We start from the raw sequence: 18,854 nt of genomic DNA, 5'->3' as shown, positions 1-18,854 counted from the left end.
GCCCCACTGTGACCATCATCGACAATCCCGTCGAGTTCAACGTCGACTCGCTCTTCGTTGACCTCACCGCGGTCCTTGGACGTACCGTTCTCCTCAAGTGCGAGGGCCTCAACTTCGCTGGGTCGATCAAGCTGAAAACCGCCCGCTACATGGTTGAGGAGCTGGAGCGCAGCGGTGAGCTGCACGCCGGCCGACACCTTATCGAGTCCTCGTCGGGCAACCTCGGCGTCGCCCTCTCCGTCATCGCGGCGAGCTCCGGGTACCGGTTCACCTGCGTGACCGACGCCCGGTGCAACCCCTCCACCCTGGCGTTCATGCGGTCCATGGGCGCCGAGGTGCACATCATCGACGAGCCCACCCCGCACGGCGGCTTCCTCGGCGCGCGGATCGACCACATCCGTGAGCTGTGCGCCGACGACAGCAGCTACCTGTGGCTCAACCAGTACGCCAACCCGCGGAACTGGCAGGCCCACCACCAGACCACCGGCCCGGAGATCTTCACCGAGTTCCCCGACGTCGACGTCCTGTTCATCGGGGCGGGCACCACCGGCACCATCGCCGGTGTCGCCCGGTATGCCGCGGACCACCATCCGCGTACCCGGGTCGTCGGCATCGACAGCTACGGCTCGGTGAACTTCGGCGGACCTCCCGGCACCCGGTTCATCCCGGGTCTCGGCTCCAGCCTGGACCCGCAGATGCTGGACCGGTCACTGCTCTCGGACACCGTGATGGTGGCCGAGGAGGAGGCCGTCCGCGCCTGCCGCCGGCTCGCCGCGCGGGGCTTCCTCTTCGGCGGCTCCACCGGAACCGTGGTGGCCGGCGCCGACCGCTGGCTCGCCGAGCACGACCCGGAGGGCCGGCTCACGAGCGTCGCGCTCGCCCCCGACATGGGCCTGCATTATCTGTCCACTGTGTACGACCAGACGTGGGTGGCCACCACGTTCCCGGCCCTGGACCAGCCCGTGCAAGTCGTCGAGGAGATGGCCGGATGACCACACCCACCGCACTACCGTTGACCAGCACCCAGTACGGCATGTGGCTGGCCGAGCGAGCCGCGCCGGGCAACCCCGCGATGATCGTCGGCGGCCTCGTCGAGATGCATGGCGCGATCGATCTCGACCGGCTGCGCGCCGCTGTGCACCGCACCATCCACGAGGCCGACGCGCTGCACGTCGGGTTCGAGCTGCGCGACGGCGTTCCCGTGCAGGTGCCGCACTCGCGGGACGACTGGGTACTCGAGGAGTTCGACCTCTCGGGGCGTACCGACGAGGAACCGGACGCGTGGCACCACGAGCGGCTGCGTACCGGGATGGAGCTGGACCGGCAGACGTTCCGGGCGAGCATCGCGAGGCTCGGCCCGGACCACCACCACTTCTACTTCGAGGCGCACCACGCCGCATTCGACGGTTACTCCGGTGGGCTCATCGGCCGCCGGATCGTCGAGATCTACAACGAGCTCGGCGGTGCGGAGCCGAAGCCGGCGTACACCCCGCTCGCCGGGGTGGTCGCCTACGACGAGGAGTACCTGAACTCGGAGCGGCACGACCGGGACGCCGCGTTCTGGGCGGAGATGGCCGCCGACGCCCCGGCGCTGACCCTCTTCGGCGACGCCGAATGGGAGGCGCCCGACGGTGAGCTGCGGATCACCCGCAGCATCGGCGCGGAGGCGGCGGCCGCGCTCCGGCTCCGGGCCCGAGAGCTGAAGATCACCTGGCCGGCGCTCGCCGTGGCGGCCATGGCCCTGCACACCGCCCGCGCGACCGGACGCCGGGAGTTCCTGCTGACCATGGCGGTGGCCCGCCGGGCCGGCGACGCGGTCCGCAACTCCCCGGCGATGTATGCCAACTTCCTGCCGTTGGCCGTCCGCCTGAACCCGTGGGAGGACACCGCGACCCTGGTCCGCCGGATCTCCGCGGATGTCAAGGCGCTGCTGCGTCACCAGCGCTTCCCCGTCGGCGGCGTCCGGCGGGCGTTGAACCTGTCGTCCGCCGACCGGCGTCCGCTCGGCCCGGTGGTGAACGTGCTCGGTTACGGCGGTGACCTGCTCATGGAGGGTGCGACAGCCGAGATCCGCGACGTCTCCACCGGACCTGTGGACGACGTCCAGGTCGCCTTTCACGACCGGGCCGACGGTTCGATCGACGTGCACTGGAACGTCAACCCCCGGATGTACGACCGCCAGCAGGCGCAGGCCCAGGTGCACGCCCTGCTGGCCGTGCTCGACGCGCTGCGTACCGATGACGGCCCCCGCGACCTCGCCGCGGGTACCGCCGCCGCGTTGGTCGGGCCGGAGCGGCCGACCGGCGGCAGGGACCTGCTGACCGCCCTGCGCGACACCGCCGTCGGGGCCCCGGACCGGCCGGCGGTCAGCGACGGGGTGACCGCCCACGACTACGGGGCCCTCGCGGCCGCCGTCGCCGCCGCGGCGGGTGGCCTGCGCGACCACGGAATCGGCGCCGGTGACCTCGTCGCCGTGGTCGCCCGTCCGTCCGTGGAGACCCTCGTCGCGATTCTCGCGGTCTGGGCCCGAGGCGCGGCCTACCTGCCAATCGACGAGAGCGCTCCGGCCGAGCGCAACGTGGGGCTGGTCCTCGACGCCGCACCGGCTTGCCTCCTGGTCCCCGCGGAGCTGATCGGCGGCGCGCTGGCCGCCACTGTCGCCGCGACCGTGCCCGTGCACGGCTTCGGGGAGTTGGACAGCACGACGCCGATCGTCGACATCGCGCAGCCCCGGCACGGCCGGAGCCTCGCCTACGTCATCTACACCTCCGGCTCGACCGGCCGGCCCAAGGCGGCGATGGTCGACTGGGTGGGCATGCACAACCACCTGCTGGCCAAGGTCGAAGACCTGGGCCTCGGCCCGGTGGACGTCACGGTCCTGAACGCGCCGATGACCTTCGACATCTCGGTGTGGCAGATGATGGCCCCACTGCTCTCCGGAGGCACCGTCCGGATGGTCCCGCGCGCGGTGGCAACCCGTCCGGACGCGCTGCTCGACGTCGTCACCCGGGAGGCGGTCACCGTCCTGGAGGTGGTGCCGTCGCTGCTGCGCGCCATCCTCGACGAGTGGGCCGACGGCGCGGACCTGCCGGTGCCACACGGGCTGCGCTGGATGGTCGCGACCGGCGAGGAGCTTCCCGCCGACCTCTGCGGGCGTTGGCTCGCGTCGGTGCCGTCGGTCCCGCTCGTCAACGCGTACGGGCCGACCGAGTGCTCCGACGACGTGACCCACGCGTTCATCGACGGCCCGCTTGACGATTGCCGCGCGCCGATCGGTCGCGCCCTGCGCAACACCCGCCTCTACGTCCTCGACGAGTTCCTGCGACCAGTCTCTCCCGGCGGACGCGGCGAGCTGTACGTCGGTGGCGTCGGCGTCGGCCCCGGCTACCTCGGCCTGGGTGCCCGCACCGCCGCGACCTTCCTGCCCGACCCGTTCGCGGCGCGGTCGGGGGAGCGCATGTACCGCACCGGTGACCTGGTGCTGCGCCGCGCCGACGGCGCCCTGGAGTTCCTCCACCGGCTCGACGCGCAGGTCAAGGTCCGGGGGCACCGGATCGAGCTTGGCGAGATCGAGTCGGCGCTGCGCCGCGTACCCGGGATCACGGACTGCGCGGTCGCGGTGACCGGCAGCGGAGCCGTCCGGCGGCTCTGCGGTTACCTGGTGGGTGTCGCGGATCCGGCGCTGGTCCGCGACGAGGTGGCCCGGCAGTTGCCCGAGTACATGGTCCCGGAGGCATGGGTCCGGCTCGACGCGCTGCCGCTCACCCGCAACGGCAAGGTCGACCGCCGGGCGTTGCCCGAGCCGGAGTACGCCGTAGACGACGAGGAGCGGTCCGACTCCGAGGCCGTCGGCCTGGTCGCCGCGGTCATGGCGGACATCCTCGGCCTCGATCGGGTCAGTCCGCGGCAGAGCTTCTTCGAGCTCGGCGGAAACTCGCTGCTGGCCACCCGGCTGGTGACCCGGCTACAGGGCCGGCTCGGCCTGGCGGTGACGCTGGAGCAGCTCTTCGACGACCCGACACCCGCCGCGCTCGCCGCGGCCGGGCCGGCGGGCGCGATCGAACCACCTCCGCCGCCGGCGGTGCCCGCCGGCGACGATGCCGTGGCGTCCTCCGGCCAGCGCCGGCTGTGGACGCTCGAGCAGCTCGACCCCGACGAGGTCGCCTACCAGATCCCGGTGCTCCTGCGGTTCGCCGAGCCGGTGGACCCGGTGTCGCTCGACGCCGCGCTGCGTGACCTGGTCGAGCGGCACGACGTGCTGCGCACCCGGCTCCTGATGGACGGCGACGGCCTGCGTCAGCGGGTCGTGCCGATCGACGGGCCGCTGCTCACGCAGGAGACCGTCCCGGAGGGCCGGCTGGACGAGGTGGTGCGGCGGCGCGTCGCGCGACCCATCCGGCTCGACCGGGACCTGCCGATCGACGCGGTGCTGCTGCGTCAGGCCGGTGCCGACGCGCTGCTCGTCACACTGCACCACGCCGCCTGCGACGGCTGGTCCCTGCGGATGCTCTTCGACGACCTGCGCACCGCGTTGGAGGCCCGCCGGGACGGGCGGGCACCGAGCTGGGCCATCGTCGAACCCACGTACCGCGACTTCGCCATGTGGCAGAAGACGGTGACGCAGGAGCCGGGGGACTGGCTGAGCGCCCGGACCGCCTACTGGGAGCGGACGCTGGCGGGGCTGGCGCCCTCGCCGGGCTGGGACCGAGCAGCGAGCGGACCCGCCCCCGCCGGGCCGCGCGCCGCCGGGACCGTCGACTTCCGGCTGCCCGCCGAGCTGCGTACCGCCCTGCACCGGGTCTGCCGGGACCAGGTCGTCACCCCGTTCATGGTGCTGCACGCCGCCCTCGGCGTGGTGCTCGCCGAGCTGACCGGCAACCGCGACCAGGTGATCGGCACCGCCGTGCACGGGCGGCCCGACCCGGTCTGGGAGCAGGTCGTCGGGTTCTTCACCAACACGGTCGTGCTGCGCACGGACCTCTCCGGGCGGCCGAGCTGGCGGGAGCTGCTCTCCCGGGTGCGCCAGGCGGACCTGCGCGCTCTGGAACACGGCGACCTGCCGTACGAGGTGGTGAACGCCATCTCCCGCCGGGTCTCGGACGCCGGCCCCGACCTGATCAAGGTGGTGCTGGCGTACCAGGACCGGGTGCCGCGCACCTGGCCCGGCGCGACGGTCGAGGTGCTGCCGACCGGGCAGGCCCGGTTCGACCTCGCGCTGGAGTTCGACGACGCCGCGGGGGCCGACGGCGAGCCGGAGCTGCGCTGCCGCGTCGAGTACGCGACCGCGGCGCTCTCGGCGGAACGGGTGGATCAGATCGTCGCCGGTCTCCGGCGCGCCCTGACCGCGCTCACCGCCGACCCGGACCGACGCGCTGCGGCCGGCCCTGTCGGTACCGAGCTGGAAGCCCTGCTGACGCTGGGCCGGGGCGGCGTGGCCACGGGCCCGAACGGCACGGTGCTGGATCTGCTCGCCGAGGTCGTGGCGGCCCACCCGGACGCGCCGGCCCTGCTCTTCGGCGACACCGTGCTCACCCATCGGGAGTTGGACGACATCACCTCCCGCTGGGCGCGTGTCCTGATCGGACGCGGTCTCGGGCCGGACGACACGGTGGCGGTCGTCGTGCCCCGCTCGGCGGAGACCATCGTCGCGCTGTTGGCGGTACTCAAGGCCGGCGCGGCGTACCTGCCGATCGACACGGACAACCCGGCGGAGCGGGTGCGCGTGCTCTGCGCGGACGCGGGGGCCGCCGCCTGCCTGGTAACCCGGGCGAGCGCGGATCTGCCCGGCGACCGGCCGGGCGTCGTGGTCCTCGACGAGGAGCCGTTCCGCGGATTCGCCGCGGCGCAGCCCGCTGATCCCGTCCGCGACGACGAGCGCCGCCGCCCGCTGCTCCCGGAGCACCCGGCGTACGTCATCTTCACCTCGGGATCGACGGGTCGCCCCAAGGGCGTGCTCGTGCCGCACCGCGGCCTGCGGACACTGCTCGACAACCAGCGCGAGGTCTTCGGCGTCGGCGCCGGGCTGCGCGTGGTGCAGTTCGCTTCCATCGGCTTCGACGCCGCGACCTGGGAGTCCCTCACCGCGCTGGCGTGTGCCGGGCTGCTGCTGGTGCCCGACGCCGAGGAGCGTACGGCTGGCGAACCGCTCGCCGAGTTCGTGCGGCGGCACCGGGCGACGCTGCTCTGCGTGCCGCCGACAGTGCTGACCGCGTTCCCGGCCGGCACGGTGCTCACCCCCGGCATGTACGTGGTGGCGGCGGGGGAGCGCTGCACACGTGAGCTCACCGAGCGCTGGGCGCCGGACCATCACATGATCAACGCGTACGGCCCGACGGAGACCTCCGTCTGCGCGTCGATGACCGGCGCGCTGACGCCCGGGACGGAGCCGACGATCGGGCGGCCGATCAGCGGAGCCCGGCTCCGCGTCCTCGACGACGACCTGAGCCTGGTCGGCCCGGGAGTCCCGGGTGAGCTCTACGTCTCCGGTCCCCTGGTGGCCCGCGAGTACGTGGGCCGTCCGGACCTGACCGCGACCCGGTTCGTCGCCGACCCGTACGAGCCCGGTCGACGGATGTATCGGACCGGCGACCGGGTCCGGTGGACCGCCGACGGCCAGCTCGACTACCTCGGCCGTACGGACGACCAGGTGAAGATCCGGGGCTTCCGGATCGAGCCCGGTGAGGTGCGCGCCGCGATCCTGGGGGTGCCCGGCATCGCCGACGCCGTCGTCGTGGTCCGCGAGGACCGTCCGGGCGACCGCCGCCTGGTCGGTTACGTGATCCCGGAGGCGGGCCTGCGGATCAGTACGGCCGAGGTGCGGTCCCGGCTCGCCGTGGACCTTCCGGCCCACCTGGTGCCGCAGGCCGTCGTGGAGGTGCGGGAGTTCCCGCGCACCCTCAACGGCAAGCTCGACACGTCCCGCCTCCCCGCCCCCCGCTACGACGCGGAGGCGCCCGCCCGTGCCGGTGGCGACCCGGTCGCCCAGGCGCTTGGCGAGGTCCTCGCCGACGTGCTTGGGCTCGACGCGGTCGGCGCGGACGGTGACTTCCTGCTGCTCGGCGGCGACAGCATCCTGGCGGTCACGGCAGTCGCCAGGGCCCGCGAGCGGGGGCTGACCGTCACCGCGCGGCAGGTCCTCGAACTTCGGACGCCCGCCGCGCTCGCCGCCACGGCGAGCGTCGCGGTCCCGGCGGACGCCCCTGCCGAGCACGCGGGGACGTTCGCGCCGTTGCCGGTCGCCAGGTGGCTGCTCGGCCGCACCACGGCGATCGGCGAGTTCAGCCAGTCGGTGCTGGTCCGGCTCGACGCCCCGGCGGCGACGGAGACCGTCCGAGCGGCCCTGCATCGCCTCGCCGCCCGTCACCCGATGCTCTCCGCGTCGCTCACCGACGACGGGCTGCGGGTGCCGCCGCCCGGCACCGGATCGGGCCCGGCCATGGCGTCGTCACCGGCCACCGGCGACGACGCGAGCATGGCGGACGTCGAGACCTGGCCGGTGGCTCGCCTCGACCCGTGGGCCGGCCGGATGGTGCGGGCCGTCCTCTGGGAGGACGCGCCCGGCAGCACCGCGCTCGTCGGGCTTCAGGTGCACCACCTCGTCGTGGACGGGGTGTCGTGGCGGATCCTGCTCGACGGTCTCGGCGAGGAACTGCGCGGCGGCTTCGGACCGGACCCGGTCCCGGGCGGTACGGCGTACCGGCGCTGGGCGGGCATCGTCCAGGACCAGGCCGCCTCACCCGAGCGGCGGGGCGAGCTGGACGCGTGGCTCTCCCGGTTGCGGGCGGCCCCCGGGCCGCTCGGCGGTGCACCGCTCGACCAGGACCGCGACGTCTTCGGCTCGGCGCGCCGCGCCGCGCACGACGTCCCCCCGCAGATCACCCGCGCCCTGCTCGCGGCGGACGGCACCGAGATCTCGCACGTCCTGCTCGCCGGGTACGTCGTCGCGCTCGCCGCCTGGCGGCAGCGCCGAGACGCCACCGCCGACGTGCTGTTGCGCGTCGAGGGCCACGGCCGCGAGGACATCGCGGCGGGCGTCGACCTGTCCGGAACCGTCGGTTGGTTCACCACCGAGTGGCCGGCACGGTTCGATCTGGCCGGTCTGGACCTGGCGGCCCTGCTCGCCGGTTCCGCTCCGGAAACGGCGGCCGAGCTGATCGCCCGGGTCGCGTACCAGATGCGGCACGCGGCGGACCACGGGATCGGGTACGGCATGCTGCGCTACGCCGACCCGGAGACGGCGGCCCGGATGGCGGAGCTGCCCGAGCCGGAGATCGGCTTCAACTACCTGGGCCGGGCCGACACCGCGCGTCCCGGCAGCGGGCTGCGGCCGCTCGGCGCGGGCGGAGCCGGGCACACGGACCCGGCGATGCCCCTGCACCACGTGCTGGAGCTGGAGGCCCTCGTGGTGGAGCGGGTCGGTGGGCCCGCCCTGGTCACCCGCTGGCTCTGGGCGCCGGCGCTGCTCACCGCCGAGGACGCCGGACAGCTACGCGAGCTGTTCGAGCAGGCACTGGCCGCCCTCACCGGCGTCGCCGCGGCCACGGCGCGGGCCACCGAGCTGACACCTGACGACCTGCTCCTACTCGACCAGGAAACGGCCTCGCTGGACGAGCTCGCCGACGCGCTTGGCCTCTCCTGAACACCCTTGACGGAAGGACTTTGACATGAACCCGTTCGACGATGAGGCCGGCACGTTCCTGGTGCTGGTGAACAGCGAGGAGCAGCACTCGATCTGGCCGTCCTTCGCCGAGGTGCCGGCCGGCTGGCAGGTCGCGCTCGACACCACCACCCGGGCGGAGGCGCTCAGTTACATCGAGCAGCACTGGACCGACCTGCGCCCCTTGAGCATCCGTTGAGCGGCTCCGCGATCGCCGAGATCCTGCCGCTCTCCCCGCTCGCGCAGGGTCTCCTCTTCCACGCCGACCTCACCGAGGACGTCGACCTCTACGCGATCCAGGTGACCGTGGACCTGCGCGGCAACCTGGACGCCGACCGGCTGCGCGCCGCGGTCCAGACGACAATCGAGCGGCACGAGACGCTGCGCGCGTCATTCCGGCGCGACCGGGGGGGCCATCCGGTCCAGGTCATCGCGACAAGCGCCGAGGCGCCATGGCGGGAGGTTGGCATCGGGCCGGACGACGCCGACGCCGCGCTGCTGGCGTTGGCCGACGAGGAGCGGCTGCGCCCGTTCGACACCGCCGTGGCGCCGCTGCTGCGCTGCCTGTTGGTCTCGCGCGGGCCCGACCGGCACCGCCTCGTGCTCACCCTGCACCACCTCCTGGTCGACGGCTGGTCGGTGCCGGTGCTGCTGCGCGACCTGCTCGCCGCGTACGCCGGGCACTCGGCCGCGCTGCCCCGGACCGGCCGCTACCGCGACCACCTGCGGGCACTCAAGGCGCAGGACCCCGAGGCGGCCCGTGCGGCGTGGCGGCGCTCGCTGGCCCCGCTCACCGAACCGTCCACCCTGGCGGCCGGCGAGCTGCGTTCGCCGACCCGAATGCCCGTCGACATCCAGTTGCCCATCTCGGCGGAGCGGATGGCCGAGATCGAGCGCTGGGGGCGCGCGCACGGGCTCACCCTCAACACGATCGTCCAGGGCGCCTGGGCGGTCCTGCTCGGCGCGCTGCTGGACCGACGGGTGGTCGTGTTCGGCGCCACCGTCTCCGGCCGTCGCCCCGAGCTGCCCGGCTTCGACCAGATGGTCGGCCTGTTCATCAACACGGTGCCCGTCGTGGTCGAGTTGGACCCGGCTGCCACGCTGAGATCGACGTTCGCCACCCTCCAGGCCGGCGGCCGTGACCTCACGCCCTACCAGCACCTCGGCCTCGCCGAGATCCAGGAGATCGCGGGCCTCGGCCCGCTCTTCGACAGTGTGCTCCTCTTCGAGAACTACCCGCTGGGTGTCGTCGACGACAGCGCGTTGCGCGCCGCCGGACTGACGATCGAGGGGGTGTCCGGCCGGGACTCCACGCACTACCCACTGACCGTGGTCGTCGTCCCCGGGCAGGGCATCCGGCTCCATGTCGCGCCGGAGAAGCTGGACCGCGACACCGTCGTGCACTGGGCGGACCGCCTCGCCGCGTTCCTCGACGCCGTTCCCGGCGCCGCGAACCGTCGACTCTCCGAGTTGGACACGTTGACCGGTGCGGAGCGCCGGGCGCTGACCAGCACGGGGACCAACGACGAGGGCGCGCCGACGGCCGCGCTGGTGCCCGAGCTGATCGCCGACTCCGTACGACGGCACGCCGGCCGCCCCGCCGTCAGCGACGGGGACGGCGACTACACGTACGCGCAGTTCGCGGCGGCGACCGCGCGCCTGGCTCGGGAGCTGATCGCCCAGGGGGTGGGCCCCGAGGCGGTGGTGGGCATCGCCTGCGGTCGACGCCGAGACCTCGTCGTCGCCGCGGCCGCCGTGGGTGCGGCCGGCGGCGCCTACCTTCCTCTCGACCTGGACTATCCCGCCGACCGGATCGGGTACGTGCTGGGCCAGACCCGTCCCGCGCTGCTGATCGTCGACCGTGCTGCCGCGGACGCGGGGGTCCCCGGAGCCGACGGCGTTCCGCTGCTTGTCATCGACGATCCGGAGACCCGCGCGGCGCTGGCGGTCCGCCCGGACGAGTGGCCGGGGGACGCCGACCGGCTCGCGCCGCTGCGCGCGGACCATGCCGCGTACGTGATCTACACCTCCGGGTCGACAGGCCTGCCCAAGGGCGTTGTCGTCTCGTACGGCGCGATCGCGAACCTGTTGCAGGACATGAACGCACGCAGCGGCCTCGGACCGGACGACCGGCTGCTCGCGGTCACCACGTTCGCGTTCGACATCGCCGGGCTCGAACTTCTCGGCCCCCTGCTGGTGGGAGCCGAGATCGTGGTCGCGACCGGCGACGACGTCCGCGACGTGGACCGTCTCGCCGAGTTGCTGCTGCGTCGTGAGATCACCGTCATGCAGGCGACACCGTCGCTCTGGCACACGCTCGCCGCCGAGCGCCCGGACGGGCTCACCGGCCTGACCGTGCTCACCGGCGGTGAGGCCATCTCCGAGCAACTCGCGACGACGCTCGCCGTCAAGGCCGGACGTGTGCTCAACGTGTACGGGCCGACCGAGACCACCGTCTGGTCCACCGCCGACGAGATCGTGGCCGACGGCGGTGCGCCCCGCATCGGCCTGCCGATCTGGCGTACCCGGACGTACGTGCTGGACCGTTCGCTGCGCCGGGTCGGCACGGGCGTGGCCGGCGAGCTCTACATCGCCGGCGACGGGGTGGCCCGCGGCTACCAGGGCAACACGTCGCTGACGTCGGCCCGGTTCGTCGCGGACCCGTACGGGCCGCCCGGCAGCCGGATGTACCGGACCGGTGACGTCTGCGAGGTCGCCCCGGACGGGCGGATCCGTTATCTCGGGCGCTCCGACAACCAGGTCAAGATCCGGGGTCACCGGATCGAGCTGGGGGAGATCGAGGCGCTGCTGCTGGCCGAGCCGGCCGTCGGCGCCGCCGTCGCGCACGCCGTGCGGGACGCGGACGACAACCAGGTGCTCGTCGCGTACGTGGTGCCCGCCGCGGGACCGCTCGATCGGGCCGCACTGACGGCGGTGCTCGCCCAGGGACTGCCCGCGTACATGCGGCCGAGCGAGCTGGTCGAGCTGGCCGAGCTGCCGCTGACCGCGAACGGCAAGGTGGACCGTCGGGCGCTGGAGGCGCTCGGTGGGGTGCGGGACACACCGGCCACCCTCACCACCGAGCGCTGGGATCCGGTGCTCGACCTGGTCCAGCAGCAGTTCGGGGAGGTGCTCGGTCGCGTCGACGTCCCCGCCGACCTCGACTTCTTCGCCGGCGGAGGGCACTCGCTGACGGCCACCCGGTTGATCAGCCGGCTGCGCCGCGCGTTCGACCGGCCACTGCCGCTGCGGCTGCTCTTCGAGAACCCCACCCCCCGGACCCTCGCCCGTGCCATCGGCTCGGACGAGGCCACCGGTGAACCGATCCGACCGTTGGGCGGCGACCGGGGGCCCCTCTCCCCGGCCCAGTTCCGGCTCTGGCTGCTCGACCAGCTCGGTGGGGACCGCAGCGCGTACCACGTGCCCCTGCTGGTCACGCTCGCCGGCCCGGTCGACGTGGCCGCGCTCGGCGGCGCGTTCGACGACCTGCTCGACCGGCACGAAATCCTGCGGACCGTCTACGTATCCACGGCCGACGGCGCCGAGCAGGTCGTGCTCCCCTCGACGCCCGGCCGGGTGCCGGTGCGGAAGCTCACCGACCCGCAGGCGGCCGCCGCGGTGCCGTTCGACCTGACGACCGAGGTGCCGATCCGGGCGTATCTCGGCGCGCCGGAGGACGGCCGGGCGCAGTTGTTGCTGCTGGTCATGCACCATGTCGCGGTCGACGCCGGATCCTTCACACCGCTGCTGCGTGACCTGATGACCGGCTACCGGGCCCGCCGGGACGGCGACCCGGCCGTGCTGCCGCCGCTGCCGTTGCAGTTCAAGGACGTGGCGGCCGCCGAGCTGACCCGGGACCGCGGCGTGGGCCTGGACCGTTGGCGGGACCTGCTCGCGGGCCTCCCACCGGAGTTGGCCCTGCCGTACGACCGGCCGCGACCGGACACCGAAACCCACCGGGGCGGCCTGGTCAGCGTGGCCGTTCCCGCCGAGGTGCTCGGTCGGGCCCGCGCGACGGCCGCGTCCGCGCAGGCCACCCTCTTCATGATGCTGCAGGCCACCGTCGCGGTGCTCTACCGCGCCCTGGGCGCCGGCTCGGACATCCCGCTCGGCGTCGCCGTGCACGGCCGCCAGGACGACACCACCGACGACCTGGTCGGCATGTTCGTCAACACCGTCGTGCTCCGCACCGACCTGCGCGGGGTCACGACCGTGCCGGCCCTGCTCGCCCGGGTACGCCAGGCGGACCTCGCCTCCTTCGCCGTGCAGGACGTCCCCTTCGAGGACGTCGTGGAGGCACTCGCGCCGGAGCGGGTCACCAACAGGCATCCGCTGTTCCAGACCATGCTGGGACTGACCGTCGACGAGCGGCCCGCCGACCCGGACATCCTCGAACTCGGCGGTCTGCACACCGGGACCGCCAAGTTCGACGTGTCGTTCGAGTTCGTCGAGCGCCGAGACGCCGCCGGCGACACCCTGGACCTGCATCTCGAGTACGCGGCGGACCTCTTCGACCGGGAGACCGCCGAGCTGCTGGCCCGCCGCGCGGTGCTGCTGCTGGACCGGCTCACCACCGAACCCACGCTGGCCAGGGTCGACGCCCTCTTCGCCGAGGAGAGCGCCCAACTGCTCGCCCGTGGGGCGGGCGACGAGGATGCCGCCGACGTGGACCTCTTCGCCCGGCTCGCCCGTACCGCCGCCGACGAGCCGGCGCGGGTGGGCGTCGTCGACGAGCAGGCCGGCACCACCCTGGACTACCGGGACCTGGAGGTGTGCGGCGCGCTGGTCGCGGCCAGCCTGGCCGAGGCCGGCGTGCCCCGGGGCGGTTCCGTGCTGCTGATCGCCGAGCCCGGCGCGGCGGCGATCACCGGGATCCTCGGTGTCTGGCGGGCCGGTGCGTCGTACACACCCGTGGACCCCGCCGCGCCGACGGCACGATCGGCGGGCACGCTCATCGAATCGGGTGCGGCGGCGATCCTCTGCGCGCCCGAGTACGAGGCGACCGCCCGTACCCTGGCCGCTGGCACCGTACCCGTGGTGGTGCACCCCGCCCCGGACGGCAGCCCCGCGACCGTGCCCATGGAGATCCCGCCGGCCGTGCCGGGGGCGCTGGCGTACACGCTGTTCACCTCCGGCTCGACCGGCAGGCCCAAGGGCGCCGTCGTCGCGTGGTCCGGCATGATCAACCATCTGTTGGCCAAGGTCGTGGACCTCGACCTCGACGACACGGACGTCACGGTCCACAACGCGGCCCTGACGTTCGACATCTCCGTGTGGCAGATGTTCGCCGGCCTGCTCACCGGCGGCCGGATCGTCGTGCCCGCCCGCGCGCGCGTCGCCGACCCGGAGGCGTTGCTCGACGACGCGGTGCGGCACGACGTGACGGTGCTGGAGATCGTGCCGTCGCTGCTCGCCCCGATGCTCGACTCCTGGGACGCGGGCCTGACCCCGCCACCGCTCGATCGGCTGCGGTGGCTCGTCGTCACCGGCGAGGCCCTTCCCGGGCGGCACGTCTCGCGGTGGCTCGCCCGGTACCCGGGGATCCCGGTCGTCAACGCGTACGGTCCGACGGAGTGCTCCGACGACGTCACCCACGCGGTGCTGCGCGAGGCGGATCCACTGGACCGGGCGTCGGCCCCGATCGGCGTCCCCATCCGCAACACGCAGTTGTACGTGCTCGACGAACAGCTGCGACTCTGCCCACCGGGCATCGTCGGCGAGCTGTACGTCGGCGGTGCCGGAGTCGGCGTCGGCTACATCGGCAACCCTCGCCTCACCGCGACCAGCTTCGTCGCGTCCCCCTTCGCTGCCGGCAGCCGGATCTACCGCACCGGCGACAACGTGAGCTGGCGACCCGACGGTCAGCTCGAGTTCCGCGAACGCCGCGATCACCAGGTCAAGGTGCGCGGGCACCGGATCGAGCTGGGTGAGATCGAGGCCGCGGTCCGTGCGCAGGCCGGGGTGCGTGACGTCGTGGTCACCGCGCCGCAGGACGAGCGCGGGGCGAACACCCTCGTCGCCTACGTCGCCGGCCCGGTCGAGGCCGGGGCCCTGCGCGCGGGCGTGGCGGCCCTCCTGCCCGCGTACATGGTGCCGGCGGCGTGGGTGGTGCTGGACCGGCTTCCCCTCACGCCGAACGGCAAGGTGGACCGCCAGGCACTCCCCGCACCCGCCACGGTCGCCGCCGAGCGGTCCGGACGACCGCCGCGCGGTCCGGTGGAGGAGGCGTTCTGCCGGGCCTTCGCCGACGTCATAGGCGTTTCCGAGATTGGTGCCGACGAGGACTTCTTCGCCGTGGGTGGCGACAGCATCCGCGCGGTCCGGGCGGTCTCCGCCGTCCGGGCGCTCGGCTACGCCGTCGCCCCGGCGCAGGTCTTCGTCCACCGCACCGCGGAGGCGCTGGCGGCCGCGCTCGCGGTGTCCACGGTGGAGGCCGACGACGACGGCATCGGCGAGGTGCCGTTGCCCCCCGCGGTACGCCTGCTGCGTGAACGGGTCGGCTCGGTGGAGGCGTTCAGCCAGATCACGGTGCTGACCACGCCGCCGGGACAGGACCCGGCCGCGTTGGAGGGCGCGGTCGACGCGCTCATCGCCCGGCACGACGCGCTGCGGATGCGCCTCACCGACACCGGTTCCGGGTGGCGTCTGACCGTGCCGCCGGTCGGCGCGGAGGCCACCTCGTGCACCCGTGTGGTGCGGTTGCCGGCGACCGAGGCCGGGCAGGTGCCCGCCGTGGTGGCCACCCTCGCGGCCGAGGCGCGTCGGGGCCTGGATCCGGCCGCCGGCCGGCTGGTACAGGTCCGCTACCTGGATCTGGGGGCGGACGTGCCGGGGCGGCTGGTCCTGGCCGTGCATCACCTCGCCGTGGACCGGATGTCGTGGGAGATCCTCGTCCCGCAGTTGGTCCGGCTCTGGGCCGGCGACGACACCGGCGCGTCCGGTGTGCTCACCAGCTACCGCCGCTGGGCGAGTGAGCTGCGGGAGCAGGCGCCGCGGCACACCGCGGAGCTGCCGATGTGGCGGGAGATCGCCTCCGCCGCGCCGGGTGGCCTGGTCGACGGGGAGATGGATCCGCTTCGCGACCACCGTGGCACCACCCGGACCCGCTGGACGCGGCTCACGCCGGAGGGGACCGCGGCGGCGCTCTCCGCCGCCGGGGCGCTCGGCACCGGAATGGAAGCGGTGCTGCTGGGGGTGCTCGGCCTGGCCGTCGCCGAGGTACGCGAACCCGGCCCGGTGCTCGTCGAGCTGGAGTCACACGGGCGTACGTCGCTGCACGGCACCGTCGATGTGAGCGGCACGGTCGGATGGTTCACCAGCAGCTTCCCGCTGCGCCTGGACCCGCCCGCCGCGACGGGCACGCCGACGGAGCGGTTGCGGGACGCGATCCGGGACGCCGCCGCCCGGCGCGGCAGCGTGCCTCACGAAGGTCTGGGCTGGCAGCTGCTGGCCGGGGCCGGTGTGCACCGGGTGCGGCCGCAGATCTCGGTCAACTACCTGGGCGCGACAGGTGCGACGGACGAATTCGCGGCCGGCTGGTCTCTCGCTCCCGAGCGGGTCGAGAACCTGGCCGACGAGGTGGCCGCGGATCTGCCGCAGCCGTTCGTGCTGGCCGTCGACGCCTCCCTGGAGGGCACCGAACTCGTCGTGCGCTGGGAGTTCGCCCAGCGACTGGTCGGCGAGGAGGTCGGCACGGCGCTCCTGCGTTCGTTCACGGCGTGGTGGGAAACCCTGACCGAGGTGACGGTCGAGGCGGCCGACGACGCGTTCGCACCGCTCGTCGTGCTTCAGGAGGGTGACTCGCGTCCGCCGCTGATCACCGTGCACGGCGGCGTCGGGCTGGCCTGGCCGTACCTGGCGCTCTCGCCGCACCTGGATCCCGCGCAGCGGGTCCTGGGGCTCCAGGCGGACCCGGACGCCGCCCCCGCCGCCTCGGTGTCCGAACTGGCGGCCCGGTACGTCAAGCGGATCCGCGCGGTGGCGCCGTCGGGCCCCTACCGGCTGCTCGGCTGGTCGTTCGGGGGCTACGTGGCACACGAGATGGCCGTGCAGTTGCAGGCGGCGGGGGAGACCGTCGATCGTCTCGCGGTGCTCGACATCTATCCGGCGCACGGTTTCGACGACACCGAGGACGATCGCGGCCTGCTCGCTCATCTGCTCGCGGAAGGTGGGTACGACCCGACCGACCCGGAGATCGCGGCGCTTGTCGACGTGCTCGACGTGGACGGGATCTGCGCGCTCGCCCGTCGGCGCGGCGGGGTGCTGGGGGAGTTCTCCCCGCGACGACTGCGGGCGATGCTCGCGACCATCCGCCACCACGGCGCGCTGGGAGCCGCGTTCACGCCGGGCCGGTACGACGGTCCGCTGCTGCTGGTGGCGGCCGAGGCGGACGAGCCCGCGAGCCGTGGCCCGGTCGACGGCCTCTGGGCACCCCACGTCACGGGCGCCATCCGGGTCCTGCCGGTTGCGGCCCGTCACGACGACCTGATGAGGGCGGACGTGGTGACCGCGTACGGCGCGGACCTCCTGGCGGGCTGGGGAGCGGACGTTTGAGGCGCGGCGGGGCCGGGCTGCCGGCCCCGCCGCAGCGCGCCGATCGTCCGGAGCAGGCTGCCCACCAGCGGATAGGCCAGCAACAGGCCGGCCACGACCGCCACCTCGGGCGCGCTGGTCAGCAGCAACCGGGGGTCCAGCGGATAGCCCTGCACGAGCGCGCCGCCGCCGTACACCAGCCCGACGGTGGCGGCGGCGGCCACCACGACCGCACCCACGATGCCCAGCAGTGCCCGTCGCGCCGAGTTGCGGCGGCAGCCCCGGGCCCGGCCGCGCGCCAACCGCACCGCACGGAGCAGCATCAGCAGCGCCACGAGCGCGGCGACACCGTCCACGATCAGGTAACGGCTCCAGAAGCCACCGGCACCCGTCGCGGGCTCCTCGCCCGACAGGACGGCCAGCCCGGCCGTGTACGCGGCCGCGTTGTCCAGGAGGAACGAGTTCTGGGCGGTCAGCACGACCAGGCCGGTGTCCCGCTCCGGCAGCAGACCGAAGTCGTTGTGGAAGCCCGTCACGTCACCCTCGTGGGCGACGAGCGGCGTACCCCCGGCCGTGCCGGTGGCGAGACCGAGGCCGTACCCGTCGGTGTGCGGTGCGGCCGCGCCCGCCGGTGTGCTTGTCGCGGTCCGTTGCATAAGTGCCAGCAGGTCCGCCGAGATGACCCGCTTTCCCCGCAACGTGCCGTCGCCGAGCTGCATCCGCAGGTAGTGACCCATGTCCTCGGCCGTGGAGACCAGGTATCCGTCCGGCAGCGCGCCGGGGAACGAGGCCGCCTCGCGGCGCACCGCCAGGCCGAACCAGGGCACCGTGCCGCGCACGAGACCCGCCTCGCGGGCCGCGTCGACAGACGTGTAGGTGTGGCTCATCCCGAGTGGCCGCAGCACCTCGGCCTCCAGGTAATCCCCGAATGGCCGCCCCGAGACCTCCTGCACGAGCAGACCCAGCGTCGCGAAGTTGAGGTTGCAGTACTGGAAGCGCTCGCCGGGCGCGGACGAGGGGCGCACCATCGCGATGCCCCGGACCCGTTCCTCCAGGGAACGCCCGGTGTCCTGCAGGTCGGCGACGCCCGCCGAGGTGGGCAGCCCGCTCGTCTGATCGAGCAGTTGACGCACCGTCGGCACGCCGCCCGCCCCCGCCGTCCGGAACCAGGGCAGGTGCTCCGTGACCGGCGCGTCGAGTCGTACCGCACCCCGGTCCACGAGTTGCAGCACGGCGAGCGCGGTGAACGACTTACTGATCGAGCCGAGCACGAACGGCGTGTCGGCCGTGACGCCGGCTCCGTATCCGCCGGTGACGACCTGGTCTCCCTCGACCACCGCGTACGCGGCGGCGGGCACCTTCCCGGCGGCCAGGCGGTCCGTGACGGCCGCGGTGACCGCCTCGGTGAGCGGTCGGTGGACGGCCGGGGCCGCGACGGCCGGGGCGACGGGTGACGCGAGGGTGAGCGCCACCGCCCCGACGGCGAGAGTGCGGGCGATCATCAGCGTTCCTCCCTGGTGCCGGTCGGTTGACGTGTTCCATGTTTCCGCGCGCCACGGGGGTGGGTCTGCCGTGCCCGACCCCGTTCCGGACCGGGTGCCAGCACCCATGCCCACCGCCTCTGCGCGTGGTTCAATGGCCGCGATCAGCACGAATGGAGGATCTT

The 18,854-nt window shown here is 73.7% G+C and carries 5 protein-coding genes; 4 read left to right on the top strand and 1 reads right to left on the bottom strand.

Features of this window, described 5'->3' with window-relative positions; all coding sequences use genetic code 11:
- The first annotated feature begins 8 nt into the window (after nucleotides 1-8).
- The 4 genes from sbnA to ACPXBU_RS12620 are packed head-to-tail and all read left to right on the top strand — an operon-like array spanning nucleotide 9 to nucleotide 17,209.
- Entirely contained in the window at nucleotides 9-992 is a 984-nt protein-coding gene (sbnA, locus tag ACPXBU_RS12635; RefSeq protein ID WP_405427150.1) for a 2,3-diaminopropionate biosynthesis protein SbnA, read from the top strand.
- A complete protein-coding gene (locus tag ACPXBU_RS12630; RefSeq protein ID WP_425758173.1) occupies nucleotides 989-8,638 on the top strand; it encodes an amino acid adenylation domain-containing protein in 7,650 nt (2,549 codons plus the stop codon). The genes sbnA and ACPXBU_RS12630 overlap by 4 nt, the downstream gene beginning before the upstream one ends.
- Nucleotides 8,639-8,663: 25 nt before the next feature.
- The gene (locus ACPXBU_RS12625) at nucleotides 8,664-8,855 is read left to right on the top strand and encodes an MbtH family protein (protein ID WP_425758172.1); all 192 of its coding nucleotides are present in this window, start codon (nucleotides 8,664-8,666) and stop codon (nucleotides 8,853-8,855) included.
- Nucleotides 8,852-17,209 (top strand): amino acid adenylation domain-containing protein, encoded by an 8,358-nt coding sequence (locus tag ACPXBU_RS12620; protein WP_425758171.1) that lies wholly within the window; start codon nucleotides 8,852-8,854, stop codon nucleotides 17,207-17,209. The genes ACPXBU_RS12625 and ACPXBU_RS12620 overlap by 4 nt, the downstream gene beginning before the upstream one ends.
- Here ACPXBU_RS12620 and ACPXBU_RS12615 read toward each other — a convergent pair.
- Nucleotides 17,131-18,690, bottom strand: a complete 1,560-nt coding sequence (locus tag ACPXBU_RS12615; RefSeq protein WP_425758170.1) for a serine hydrolase domain-containing protein — start codon at nucleotides 18,688-18,690, stop codon at nucleotides 17,131-17,133. The genes ACPXBU_RS12620 and ACPXBU_RS12615 overlap by 79 nt on opposite strands.
- Nucleotides 18,691-18,854 lie beyond the last annotated feature (164 nt).

Origin of the sequence: Micromonospora sp. DT231 (genome assembly GCF_049847025.1) — a bacterium.
GTDB lineage: Bacteria > Actinomycetota > Actinomycetes > Mycobacteriales > Micromonosporaceae > Micromonospora.
Note: the sequence above shows the minus strand (reverse complement) of the source record. Positions and strands in the feature narration are given on the sequence as shown.